General features: G+C 59.3%; 12 protein-coding genes. 9 read left to right on the top strand and 3 right to left on the bottom strand.

From position 1 onward, the window contains the following. On the top strand, positions 1 to 320 hold a 320-nt coding region (locus tag DWB63_RS17355), incomplete at its 5' end, for a hypothetical protein (RefSeq protein WP_164879903.1). Between the two features lie 7 nt (positions 321 to 327). Here DWB63_RS17355 and DWB63_RS14295 read toward each other — a convergent pair. After that, on the bottom strand, positions 328 to 816 hold the full coding sequence (locus DWB63_RS14295) for a PocR ligand-binding domain-containing protein (protein ID WP_128329528.1): 489 nt from the start codon (positions 814 to 816) through the stop codon (positions 328 to 330). A 161-nt stretch (positions 817 to 977) separates the two neighbouring features. Between DWB63_RS14295 and DWB63_RS14290 the strand changes: the two genes are divergently transcribed. The 7 genes from DWB63_RS14290 (at position 978) to DWB63_RS14260 (ending at position 7,748) form a co-directional block, all read left to right on the top strand. Continuing rightward, the gene (locus tag DWB63_RS14290) at positions 978 to 1,853 is read left to right on the top strand and encodes a YitT family protein (protein ID WP_128329527.1); all 876 of its coding nucleotides are present in this window, start codon (positions 978 to 980) and stop codon (positions 1,851 to 1,853) included. Further along, positions 1,854 to 2,675, top strand: a complete 822-nt coding sequence (locus tag DWB63_RS14285; protein ID WP_128329526.1) for an SAM-dependent chlorinase/fluorinase — start codon at positions 1,854 to 1,856, stop codon at positions 2,673 to 2,675. A 3-nt stretch (positions 2,676 to 2,678) separates the two neighbouring features. Next, on the top strand, positions 2,679 to 3,410 hold the full coding sequence (locus DWB63_RS14280; protein WP_128329525.1) for an adenosylcobinamide-GDP ribazoletransferase: 732 nt from the start codon (positions 2,679 to 2,681) through the stop codon (positions 3,408 to 3,410). A 50-nt stretch (positions 3,411 to 3,460) separates the two neighbouring features. Beyond that, the gene (locus DWB63_RS14275; RefSeq protein WP_128329524.1) at positions 3,461 to 4,414 is read left to right on the top strand and encodes a PhzF family isomerase; all 954 of its coding nucleotides are present in this window, start codon (positions 3,461 to 3,463) and stop codon (positions 4,412 to 4,414) included. Between the two features lie 252 nt (positions 4,415 to 4,666). Then, positions 4,667 to 5,182: an EF-hand domain-containing protein gene (locus tag DWB63_RS14270; RefSeq protein ID WP_164879902.1), complete on the top strand. Its 516-nt coding sequence runs from the start codon at positions 4,667 to 4,669 to the stop codon at positions 5,180 to 5,182. Between the two features lie 231 nt (positions 5,183 to 5,413). Next, positions 5,414 to 6,391 carry a signal peptide peptidase SppA gene (gene sppA / locus DWB63_RS14265; protein WP_128329522.1) on the top strand — a complete coding sequence of 326 codons (978 nt, stop codon included), beginning with the start codon at positions 5,414 to 5,416 and terminating at the stop codon, positions 6,389 to 6,391. Between the two features lie 166 nt (positions 6,392 to 6,557). Then, positions 6,558 to 7,748, top strand: coding sequence for a pyridoxal phosphate-dependent aminotransferase (locus DWB63_RS14260; RefSeq protein ID WP_128329521.1), 1,191 nt, complete (start codon positions 6,558 to 6,560; stop codon positions 7,746 to 7,748). Positions 7,749 to 7,842: 94 nt separating this feature from the next. Here DWB63_RS14260 and DWB63_RS14255 read toward each other — a convergent pair whose 3' ends face one another. Beyond that, positions 7,843 to 9,738, bottom strand: coding sequence for a methyl-accepting chemotaxis protein (locus DWB63_RS14255; RefSeq protein WP_128329520.1), 1,896 nt, complete (start codon positions 9,736 to 9,738; stop codon positions 7,843 to 7,845). A 501-nt stretch (positions 9,739 to 10,239) separates the two neighbouring features. Here DWB63_RS14255 and DWB63_RS14250 point away from each other — a divergent pair. Continuing rightward, the gene (locus DWB63_RS14250; RefSeq protein WP_164879901.1) at positions 10,240 to 10,992 is read left to right on the top strand and encodes an ABC transporter substrate-binding protein; all 753 of its coding nucleotides are present in this window, start codon (positions 10,240 to 10,242) and stop codon (positions 10,990 to 10,992) included. Between the two features lie 76 nt (positions 10,993 to 11,068). Here DWB63_RS14250 and ilvD read toward each other — a convergent pair whose 3' ends face one another. Then, complete coding sequence (gene ilvD, locus DWB63_RS14245; protein ID WP_128329518.1) at positions 11,069 to 12,730, bottom strand: dihydroxy-acid dehydratase; 1,662 nt, start codon at positions 12,728 to 12,730, stop codon at positions 11,069 to 11,071. Positions 12,731 to 12,814: the final 84 nt, after the last annotated feature.

The following is a 12,814-nucleotide window of genomic DNA, read 5'->3' as shown; positions in this document are numbered from 1 at the left end:
GCCACCCCGAATCGATCAGCTTCTTGCCGCCGATCACCGGGCGGCCAAAATCCAAAGCCGCATTTTTTTGGTTCTTTTTTGGGGCGGCTCAGCCAAAAAAGAACCCCGCCGGGAGGGCAGAAAAAAAACATGGAGGAGCGATGAGCGACGGCTCTTCTTCAAACTTGCTGAAAGGGGAATACACACACATTGGCACAGAAGGGCATGGAATGCCTTTGGTGCGGCACGCACCAAACAATGCCTCCCGCGCCAAAGCCGCGCATCCCAAACAAAAAGCCGCCCCTTGGGCGGCCTTCCATATCTCTTTCCATCTCACATAAAGAAAAATTACTGCATCAACCCCTGAACCCGTTCCTGGATAAACCGGATAATCTCCTGCACCTGAGCTTCGGAAGCAGACTTCACCGTCCCGACCTTCTCGTCGATAAACGACGCATCCAACCCGCTCATCATACCTATGGAGAAGGAGTCCACTTCGTCGTCGTCCGGTACCAGCCCGCAGCCGCCGACCGCGCCGACAAGCTCGCCGTCCACCATCACAGGCACGCTGACCCGCAACATGCCCCCGTCGCAGAACTCGGCAAACGGTTCGCCCTTTTTCATGAGCTGGCCGAACATCTGCCCTGCCGGAGCGCAAATGGCACCGAACCCCTTGTCGTCCTCACGGATGGCCCTGCACAGGTCGTTGCCCCAGGTGTTTCCGGCAAGCCGCTTTCCGTCCGCATCCATGATGTCGGCATTCAATCCGTAGGTGTCGTGCAGTTCCTGCCGCAGGGCAATCAGGTCGTGTTCGGAAATCAAATCTGTCAGGTCCATTGGTGCTCTTTCCTCGTATTCTTGGAGTAGATCTTGATCAAACGAAGTTGGAATTAACTCCATTCCGCCCGATGCGCAAGCCTTGGGCGCGAACGCTTCTTTGCACGATTTTGGTTTCCCCTCCCCGCAAAACCCGCTAAAACCATGAGCGGAGACACACCATGGAAAACAATTTCGGAACCAAACTGCGCGGCATGACCTTCGGCGTGCCGTGGAATATCGCCCTGCTCACTTTCGGCTCGTTCCTGATCGCCTTTTCGGTCAAGGCCATCGCCGTGCCGCAGGGATTGCTGACCGGCGGCATTTCCGGCATCGCCCTGCTCTGCTATTATGCCTTCGGCGGTCTGACCACCGGCCAATGGTACCTGCTGCTCAACCTGCCGGTGTTCGTGCTCGGTTGGGTGTTCGTCAGCAAACGATTCTTCTTCTATTCCCTCTACGGCATGTTCGCCACTTCCCTCTTCATAGACCTGATCCCCTGGACCCTGCACATGCAGGACATCTGGCTGGCCGTGATCACGGGCGGCGGGGTGATGGGGGCGGGCGTGGGCGTGGTGCTCCGGTCCCTGGGCTCCTCGGGCGGCTCGGATATCCTGGCCGTGATCTGCAAGGAAAAATTCAACATGTCCATGGGGTCGTTTGAATTCTGGTTCAATTCCCTCGGTTTCCTGGCCGGATTCCTTTACCTGGACATGCATATCGTCCTTTATTCCATTGCCATGACCTTTGTCATTGCACTGGGCATCGAATACGTGCTCGGCATGTTCTCCGAACGCAAGATGGTCATGATCATCTCGGACCACCATGCCGCCATCAACGCGGCCATCCTAACCGACCTCGACCGGGGGGTGACCATCCTCGAAGGGACCGGCGGCTATACCGGCGATCCGAAAAAAGTCGTGCTGACCATGATCGCGTCCATGCAGCTCAAGGAACTGGAAGAACTTGTCTACACCATCGACCCGGAGGCGTTCTTCATCATGGGCTCGGGCTTCCACGTCCAGGGCCAGGGATTTTCATCAAGGAAGGTGTACTAGATGTTTTCGGCCACAAAAAAGGAAACACCCCCGCCCCGGACCATCGGGTTGATCACGGATTTCGGCCTGACCGACCCCTACGTGGGCCAGATCAAGGCCGTGCTGGCCAAGAAAGCGCCCCACTGCACCGTGGTGGACATCTCCCACGACGTGGAACCCTTCAACACGGCCCAAGCCGGTTTCTTCCTGGCCGCCAGTTACGAGCACTTCCCGGAAGACGCGGTCATCCTGGCCGTGGTGGACCCCGGCGTGGGCACCAACCGCAAGATCATCTGCCTGGAAATCGGGAACCGGCTGCTGGTGGCCCCGGACAACGGGTTGCTCTCCCTGGCCTTGAAATTCTCCTGGACCGACGTACGCGCCTTTGATCTGTCCAGGGCCGTGGACGCCCCCAAAAAGGTCTCGCACACCTTTCACGGCCGGGACGTGTTCGCCCCCCTGGTAGCCTGGCTCGCCCTGGGCGGCCGCCCCCAAGATCTGGGCGATGAAATGGACCCCGCCGACCTGGTCTCCCGCACCTGGTCCAACGCGTCCATCTCCACGGGCAAGGCGCAGGGACACGTCCTGCACATCGACAGGTTCGGCAACTGCGTGCTCAACATTGAGGCGGGCAGCCTCGGCACCCCCGCAAACCTGCGCATGATCTCTCCGGCGGGGGGCCGACTGGCCTACGTCACCACATACGCGGAAATGCCCGAAGGCGAACCCGGACTGCTGGAGGGAAGCCAGGGTTTTCTCGAACTTGCGGTTAACCAACGGTCCGCAGCCAAACGATTCGGCCTGTCCATGGGCGACCCCATCGAACTGGCCTGGGAGGAATGATCCATGCTCCGCGATTTTCTCGACACCCTCGGCTTCCTGACCCGGCTGGCGCCGGCCCGGGTCATCAGCAAGGAAGCCATGAACCGTTGCATGCGGTACATGCCCCTGGTGGGCGCGCTGATCGGCGCGGTCGTGGTCCTGCCCTTCGGGCTGGGCCTGTTCGCCGACGCCCCCTGGGTCCAGGCATGGCTCATGGTCGCGATCAGCATTTTCATCACGCGAGGCCTGCACATGGACGGCCTGTCCGACGTCTGCGACGCGGTCACCACCCACACGGACCCGGAGCGGTTCTGGCAGGTCATCAAGGACAGCCGGTCCGGCGCGTTCGGCGTCCTGGGATTGATCATGGCCCTGACCGGACAGATCATTCTCTTCCATGAAATGGCCGACCAAAAGGCCTTCACCGCCATTGCCTGGGCCTTCATCCTGGGCAGGGCCGCCGCGGTCTGGCTCGGCTACCACGTCCGCCACCTGACACGGCCCGGACTGGGCAAGCTCTACATCGACGGCGCCTCCCTGGGCGTGGCCCTGGCCTCCACCCTGTTTACCTTCGTGGCCGGGTTGTTCATGGCGGGCGTCTTCCCCACCATCGCGGCCACGGCCATTGTCACCCTGACGCTGCTCGCCCTCTACCGGCTGGCCGCCAAGGTGCAGGGCGCCAACGGCGACTTCCTCGGCTGCGCCATCATCCTCGGGGAACTGGCCGCAGGTCTGGGATACGTCCTGTTTCAATAACGGAAGAGGTGCTTCTCACCCCTTGCATTGTAAGGATTGCCTTCGCGAACATGACAAAACAGATCACCGTTGCGCTGGTTGATGCGTTCACGACCATTCCGGGCAAGGGCAACAGGGCCGGAGTGGTGCTTGATGCCACAGGACTGTCCGCCGCCGAGATGCAGGCCATCGCCAAACTCGTCAATGTCTCGGAAACCGCGTTCATGATCCCCGCCCCGGAAAGCGAAGACCATGAACTGCATGTCCGGTATTTCACCCCGGCCACGGAAGTACCCATTTGCGGACACGCGACCATCGGAGCTCACTATGCCCGCGCCGTGTCCCTGGGACTGGGCGAAACCACGGTCGTCGCCAGAATAGGCACAGGCACACTGCCGGTGGACATCACCTCCGAAGACGGACGGCTGAAGATCGTCATGACCCAGGGCGACGTCATCTTCACGCCCCCCTACGACCAAGAAACCTCGGGCCGCATCCTGTCCGCCCTGGGCCTGTCCCCATTGGACACCGTGCCCGGCCTCCCGTTGCAGGAGGTGTCCACCGGGCATTCCAAGGTGATGGTCCCCATCGATTCGGTCGAAAAGCTGGACACCCTTTCCCCGGACATGACCGCCCTTGCCGCCATGAGCCAGGCTGTCGGCTGCAATGGTTTTTTCGTGTTCACCCTCAACAGCGAATTTGATTCCTGCCTGACCAGCGGCAGGATGTTCGCCCCGGCCATAGGCATCGACGAAGACCCCGTGACCGGCAACGGCAACGGCCCGTGCGGTGCGTATCTGGCAAGGTACGGACTGCTGCCGAATGGGCCGAAAACGGTCTACCGGGGCAGGCAGGGCGTCGCCATGGGCAAAGAGGGCGAGATGGAGATCACGGTGCACAGCGACCAGGGCCGACCGGTCAGGATTCAGGTGGCCGGGACCGCGGTGGAAGCGGGAACCATGAATATCGAGACGTATTCGGGGGAAAGCCACGAAGTCATTGCGCGGGAAGTTGAGACCGAATGACGCCCCCCCTTTCCCGGCCTGCTCCGGCTATGCCGTCACGACGACAATTTTCCCCATAAAAAAACAACCTCATGCACAACGCCACGGATGTGGCCACCTGCTGCCTCCGCTCTCTGCCTTGCGCTGAAATCAATATTTATATTTCTTAATGTTCCGCATCCGAATACTGGTCCGAGCCTTGCTGCAAACCGCCATTGAGTTGCCATGGGCAAATTTTGCCCCCTTATCAACCTCCAACACAAGGAGATCAGCATGAGCATCTCAGCATTGGGTGGTTCGGACATGTCCGTGGGATTGGCCGAAATGATGCAGGCGGCCAGGAAGAGTTCCCAACCAAGCTCGGACGACATTGCGCAGTCCATTGTCGAACAGGACGACGCCGATGGCGACGGGCTGTTGAGCCTTGAGGAAACGCCCCTGGACCAAGACCGGTTCAACAAAATCGATGCCGACGGCGACGGGTTCATTTCGGCAGAGGAACTGAGCGCCGACGCCAAACAGAACATGGCCGCCGCCAACATGCCCCCGCGGGGCGGCGGGGCCGGTGCATCGTCCGGTTCAGAGTCAAGCGAAAGCGAGGAAGAAGAGTACGACACGTACGACCTGAACGAAGACGGCGTGGTCACGCTGGACGAACTGCTCCAGGCGTTCAAGCAAGGCGACCAAAGCCTGAATTCCCTGTTCGAAAGCCTGGACAGCGGCACAGCCACAGCCACGACTCAACGCCTTGCCATGGAAGCATACCAGGCGCAGTCAGCAGGCGAGTAGCGGATTCGAGCACTCCGCGCCCAAACAGGGGTATGCTCAACGCCGAAGCGAATCCCGACCCTGCCACGGCCGGTCGGGATCGACGGCAACCGAGGGCTGACGGCATCTCTCTCAGGGACGAGAGGGATGCATACCCCATGTTTCCGGGAACCCGGCACCCTTTTCTCCCCCTTGGCAAGAGTCCTTCGAGCCTATAGGATCAGGCCATCAAACAGCCCCTGAGGAGGATTCATGCAATTTCGTCTTTTGCTCGTCCTGACGGCCCTGTGCCTCGTGCTTCCCGGCTGCGCGCCGAAAATCAACATGTTCGGTTCACAGGCCACGGAACCGCTCAAGGAGTTCGTGGTCGAAGGGGACGGCGACGGCAAGCTCGCCCTGATTCATCTCCGGGGATTCCTGACCGCCGAACCCAGCCAGGGCTTTTTGCGGTCCCGGCCAAGCCAGGTTCAGGAGCTGGTCAACGCACTGAAGCTTGCCGAAAAGGATGATGCCGTACAGGGCGTGGTCATCGCCATTGATTCCCCCGGCGGCACCACCACGGCCTCGGACATCCTCTATCACGAGATTACCGGATTCAAGGACCGCAGCGGCAAGAAGGTCGTGGCCGCCATGTTCGACGTGGCCGCATCCGGGGGCTATTACGCGGCCCTGCCCGCAGACTGGATCCTGGCCCACCCCACCACCATCACCGGGTCCGTAGGCGTGGTCTTCATGCGGCCCAAGTTGAACGGTCTCATGGACAAGGTCGGCGTGGACGTGGAGATATCCAAATCCGGCGTGGACAAAGACATGGGCTCGCCGTTTCGGCCAACCACCCCCGAAGAGGAGGCCCTCTTCCAGGCCATCATCGACGATTTCGCGGCCCGCTTCCACTCCCTGGTGGCCAAACACCGGAACCTGAGTCCGGCCGACATGGACACCGTCAAGACCGCCCGCGTGTTCACCGCGAACCAGGCCAAGGCCATCGGCCTGATAGATCAGGTCGGCTACGTGCAGGACGCCTTTGCCAAGGCCCGGTCCCTGTCCGGCCTGCCCACGGACTGCAAGGTTATCACGTATCGACGGGACATCTACCCCAACGACAATCCATACAACACCATGGATTCGGCCAACCCGGCGAAGTTGAACATGCTCGGCGTGGACGCCAGCTACCTGCTGCCGCCAAGGGCGGGGTTCTACTATGTCTGGCCCAATAGCGTGACGCAGTAGCATGGTCGAAACCGAGGCGATTCGGGACACCGGTCTCCCCATGCACGATTTTGCAGGCAGAAACCCAGCGCCGCAACCATAAGGCACCGACACCCTTCCCCTCCGTATTGCGCGGGAAATGGGTTTGCCGTAGTGTGTCGTTCCACTGATTATCAAGGAGATGAATATGCAACTGATCTCACCCCAGATAGCCGGGTATATGAAACGGTCCTCCTGGATCCGCAAAATGTTCGAAGAGGGCATCGCTCTCAAAAAGCAGTTCGGAGAAGACGCGGTCTGCGACTTCAGCCTGGGCAATCCCGACCTGCCGCCGCCCGCCACCATCAAGGCGGCCCTGATAGACATTGCCGAGCAGGCGGACAAGCCCTTCTTCATGGGGTACATGCCCAACTTCGGGTACCCGGACGTGCGCGAAAAACTGGCTGCGGAAGTCAGCAAAGAGCAGGGCGTGGACGTGCCTGCGGACTCCCTGGTCATCACCTGCGGCGCGGCGGGTGCGTTGAACTCCTTTTTCCGGGCCGTGCTGGAACCGGGTGACGAGGTCATGACCCCGGCTCCGTTTTTCGTCGAATACGGCTTCTACTGTGAAAACCATTCCGCAAAACTGGTGCCGGTCCCGGCCAAGCCCCTGACATTTGAACTGGATCTGGAAGCCATGGACAAGGCGATCACGGACAGGACGCGCGTGGTTTTGATCAACTCGCCCAACAACCCCACGGGCGCGATCTATACCCGCGAAGCCCTGGAAGGATTGGCCGCGCTTCTCCACAAACACAACCAGAAGCGCGAGCGGCCCATCTTCATCCTGGCCGACGAGCCATACCGCTTCCTGGCCTTTGACGGCGTGGAAGTGCCGAGCCTGCTCGACATCTACCCCTACACCGTGGTCTGCTCTTCATTTTCCAAAAACCTTTCCATGGCAGGCGAGCGCATCGGCTACGCGCTCATCAACCCGGCCATGGAGGACAAGGCCACCCTTGTGGGCGGCGTCATCCTGGCCAACCGCATCCTCGGCTTCGTCAATGCCCCGGCCCTGGCCCAGAAGCTGCTGGGCAAGGCGCTCGGCAGCTCCGTGGACATCGACATCTACGATCGCCGCCGCAAGGCCATGGCCTCGGTCCTGGACAACGCGGCCTACGAATACACCATGCCCAAGGGAGCGTTCTACTTCTTCCCCAAGGCCCCCGGCGGTAACGACGTACAGTTCTGCGCTTCCCTGCAGGAGGAAAAGATCCTGGCCGTACCCGGCACCGGCTTCGGCTGCCCCGGCTACTTCCGCCTGGCCTTCTGCGTGGGCGAAAACGTCATTCTGCGCGCCAAGGAAGGTTTTGCCAGCGCCATGAACAAATACAAATAGCAACCACACCGCCACCATGAAAAAGGGCTGCCATCGGGCAGCCCTTTTTTTATTGTTTTTTCATGGCACCGGACACACCGGGTGCCCGCAAATCTCAGTAACGGTCAAAGTCCCCGTCCTCGGCATATTTCTGAGAGGAGCCCAGAGCCGCCTTCCTGGTTTGGACTGTGACATGCTTTTTCTGCTTCACCGTCTGCCCACCCCGGCCTTCTTGCCGCAGGGTGAAATAGCCCACCACCTGTTGAAGCTGGACCGCCTGGCCGGACAGTTCTTCGGAAGTCGAGGACGTCTCCTCGGAAGCCGCCGCATTCTGCTGGACCACCCGATCCAACTCCTGGGTGGCCTTGTTGATGTCGGTCGCCCCGGCGTTCTGCTCCATGGCGGAGGCCGTGATTTCCTGAATCAGTTCCGCTGTCTTCTTAATGTCGGGAACCAGCTTTTGGAGCATTTTCCCGGCCTTGTCGGCCACGGCCATACTGGAACCGGACAGGTCGCTGATCTCGCTGGCAGCGACACCGGAACGTTCGGCCAGCTTGCGCACTTCGGCGGCCACAACGGCAAAGCCTTTGCCGTGCTCTCCCGCACGGGCCGCTTCAATGGCCGCATTGAGGGCGAGCAGGTTGGTCTGCCGGGCGATATCCTCGATAATGGATATTTTTTCAGCGATGGCACTCATGGCCCCCACGGCTTCGGCCACCGCTTCGCCGCCCTCCTGGGCATCCTTGGCGGCCTGGGCGGCCAGGATCTCGGTCTCCTTGGCGTTGGAGGCGGTGTTGTCGATGCTCGAACTGATCTGCTCAATGGCGCTCGACAGCCGTTCGACGCCGCTGGCCTGCTCGGTCGCGCCCTGGGCCAGGGCCTCTGCCGTGGCAGACAGCTCCTCGGAACCGGAGGCGACATTTTCGCTGCCGGATTGAATATTCTCCACCACTTCGTGAAGATTGTTGACCATGGATTCGAACGAGTCCCTCAACCGGGACAGCTCCCCGCTGAAATGGCCGGAGAAATCAAGAGACAGATCGCCTTGACTGACTTGTTCCGACTTCTCGACAATGATGCCGAGCGGCACGGTGACCAACCTGCGGATAATGAAAAACACCAGAGCAAGAATGAGGACAAGGGACACGACCCCGGCAATGATCAACCGATTCTGCAGACTATTGGCCTCCACCAGGAAATCGGACCTCTCCGCGGTCAGGGCAACAATCCAACCGGTCTTCTGGACTTGGCCGAATGCCATGTACTTGACGACGCCCTGCCAAAGGTACTCAATGAAGCCGTTCTTTTCACGCAGGCCCGTCTGGATAAAATCGTTGCTGCTCAGGTCCTTGAAAATCAAATCGTTATTGGGATGTGCCAGAATTTTACCGGTGTCATCATACATGTAACAGTAGCCGTTCTCGCCGACCTTGATGGGAGCAAGGTAGTTGGTGAACCCGTCCGCCAGAACAGACATGCCCACATAGCCGACAGACCTGCCGTTGACCTTGATCGCCTTGGCAAAGGCGATGCGCGGTTTTTGGCTGACCGGCGAAAGAGTCAGATCAGAAATATAATAATCCTGCCCGTCGGTCATTATGGCCTTATAATAGGCGTTGGAACTGTAGTTCTTTCCGCGTCCGCCGTCGTTGGTGGTGACAACGCTGTCGCCCCTGGCGTCATGCACGAAGAGAGACTCCAGCATGGGGTCACGTTCCTTGGCTTCCTTGAGCAGGGCCGTCGCCCTCTCCCAGTCGCCACCGCTTGCTGCCTCGACCACCGAATCCGCACTGGCGGCAAGGCCGAGGAAGAGCAACCTGTCTTCCAGCCATCCGTCCAGGGTGGCGGTCACACTCCGGGCATTCTGCTCAAGGGTTTTGCCCACAACGGACAAAGTCAAATCCTTGGTCCCGAACGATACGGAAACAAGGAAAAAAACGACCAAACCGGTCATGAGCAGAGCCAGCACAATGACCAATCTCTGCCCTATTCCCACTTCACTCAATTTCATAGCACGCTCCTTTTATCTTCAGCCTGGACACTTTCATACAACTTAATGATATAAAATCCATTATTATGTGTAATCTCAGTACGCGACAGGGTATTCTTTGGATAAAAGGGCCCCCGGAATCCCGGAGTGCCGCACCCGATTCAGGCTGCCCGGACGGTAAAAAATTTTGGCCGTCGCAACCTATTTTTCAGCGGTAGTTAAAATACTTGTACTTCTCCTCCCAAAGGACCCCCGCCTCCGCATCAGCAAAACAACACCACAAAGGTCTAAAATTACTTACTTTATTATTTTATTTATTTTTTATTAAACTTTGGCACGGCAAATGCTTAAAGAAAAGCATCTTCCTTTTTTGCACCGAGAAAACAACAGGCCTCCGCAAGGAGGCCTTTCTCGTTTCTGAAGCCGTATGCCGAAAGCGCAATTAATCAATGCCGCAACAACATTCCTGTGCTAATAGCGATAATCATGCACACCGTTAAACGCCCTTGGAAGCCTCTTTTGATGGTGATTTTGGCCCTGCTGCTCCACCTTGGAACAAGCAGCAAAGCCCTGTCCGTAGATTTCATGGTGCTCACCGAATTCAACACCCAATCAGCCATGGCCCCGAACAGCAACTTTGTAGGCCGGAACCTGGAGGTTGTACGGGAAATCATGCGCCGGGTAGGGAACACGCCGACAATAGAAACCCTGCCCTGGGCCAGGGCCTACGAAATCGCCCTGCATACGCCCAACGTCGCTCTGGTTTCGACCACCCGGACGCAAGAGCGCGACCCCCTGTTCCACTGGGTGGGGCCCGTACTTCGATTGCAATGGAATTTCGTGGCCAGAAAGGATTCCGATATCATCATCAATTCCCTGGATGATGCGCGCAAGGTCGGGGCCATCGGCACCTACCTCAACGACGCGCGAGACAAGTTCCTCATGGAACAGGGATTCACCAATCTGGACAGATGCATCGACAACAAGACCAATTACCGCAAACTTGTCTACGGACGGGTGGACCTGATCGTGGGCACCAACATCAATCAGGCCGAAGCGGCCGAACTGTCCGGGGTAAGCCCTGAAGACCTGAAGGTGGTCTATACCATCAAGGAAATGGATATTTATCTGGCCATCTCCAAGGGCAGTGATCCTGAAACCGTCAAGGCCTGGCAGGCGGCGTTCAAGGCCATGAAGGAAGACGGTACATTCGTGCGCATCTTCAAACGATGGTTCCCGGACCTTGAGCCGCCCATGGACATGCGCCGACCATGAATCGAAGACCGATAGCGCAAACGAGAAAAGCCGGTCAGGGACTTTCCTGACCGGCTTTTTCATTCGTAATCAAAGATTATTTTTCGTACACGGCCCCGCGAGAGGCAGAGGTCACCAGCTTGGCGTAGCGGCGCAGGAAGGGCGACTTGATCTCCTTGACCACCGGCTTGTGGGTCTTGCGACGCTCCTCAAGCTCGGCGTCATCCACCAGCAGATTGATCTTGCGGGCCGGAATATCGATCTCGATCAAATCATTTTCCCGGATCAGGCCGCACGGGCCGCCTGCCGCGGCTTCGGGCGAAATGTGGCCGATGGCCGCGCCGCGCGTGCCGCCCGAGAACCGGCCGTCGGTGACCAGGGCCACGGACCCGCCCAGTCCCATGCCGGAGATGGCCGAAGTGGGGGTGAGCATCTCGCGCATCCCGGGACCGCCCTTGGGGCCTTCGTACAGGACCACCACCACGTCGCCCGGCTTGATCCTGTTGCCCAGGATGGCCTCGACAGCCTCCTCCTCGCTGTTGAAGACCTTGGCCGTGCCGGTATTTTTCATCATTTCCGGGGCCACGGCAGACTGTTTCACGCAACAACCCTCGGGCGCGATGTTGCCGTAGAGGATGGCGATGCCGCCCTCTTGCGAGTACGGATTGTCGATGGGCCGGACGATTTCATAATTGGTCACCTTCGCATTCAGGTCCTTCAGATTCTCGCCCAGGGTCTTGCCGGTGACGGTCATGACGTCCAGGTTGAGCAGGTCCCGCTTGACCAGTTCGGACATGACGGCGGGAATGCCTCCGGCCTCTTCGAGGTCTTCCATGAAATGGGGGCCGGCCGGGGAAAGTTTGCACAGATTCGGGGTCTTGGCGCTGACCTCGTTGAACATCTCAAGGGACAGGTTCAGCTCGGCCTCTGCGAACAGGGCGGGCAGATGCAGCGTGGTGTTGGTGGAACAGCCGAGTGCCATGTCCATGGTCACGGCATTCTGCACGGACTTGGCCGTGACGATGTCGCGCGGTCGGATGTTTCTCTCAAGCATCTCCATGACCTGCATACCCGCCTTCTTGGCCAGCCGGATACGGGCGGACATGACCGCCGGGATGGTCCCGTTGCCGGGCAGGGCCAAACCGATGGACTCGGACAGGCAGTTCATGGAGTTGGCCGTGAACATGCCCGCACAGGACCCGCAGGTGGGGCAGGCGGACTGTTCGAATGTCTCCAGCTCCTCTTCGGTCATGGTGCCGGCCTTGACCTTGCCCACGCCCTCAAAGACGTTGATCAGGTCTGCGGTCTTCTTGCGCCCGGCCAGCATGGGACCGCCGGAGACCATGACCGCAGGGATGTTCAGCCGCAGTATGGCCATGAGCATACCGGGCACGATCTTGTCGCAGTTGGGAATGCAGACAATGGCGTCAAAGGGGTGCGCCGTGGCCATGATCTCCACCGAGTCGGCGATGATCTCACGGCTGGGCAGGGACATTCTCATGCCCTCGTGGTTCATGGCCAGCCCGTCGCATACGCCGATGGCCGGAAATTCCAGGGGCGTGCCGCCCGCCATGCGGATGCCGGCCTTCACAGCCTCGGCAATGGTATCCAGATGGACATGACCGGGGATAATCTCGTTCTGGGCGTTGCATACGCCGATCAGCGGCCTGTCCATCTCTTCCTTGGACATTCCGGCCGCATACAACAACGAGCGGTGCGGGGCCTTCTCCAATCCGGCAGTCATTTTCTTGCTTCGCATCTGGTTCTCCTAATCGTAATGAAATTCGGACGGCCAGTTCACACCGGAAGAGGGCGGGGTGTCAATGAATTTTGCCGGGCGAGG

Origin of the sequence: Pseudodesulfovibrio sp. S3 (assembly GCF_004025585.1) — a bacterium.
GTDB lineage: Bacteria > Desulfobacterota > Desulfovibrionia > Desulfovibrionales > Desulfovibrionaceae > Pseudodesulfovibrio.
The sequence above is the reverse complement of the archived record's forward strand: the minus strand, read 5'-3'. Positions and strand labels throughout refer to the sequence as shown.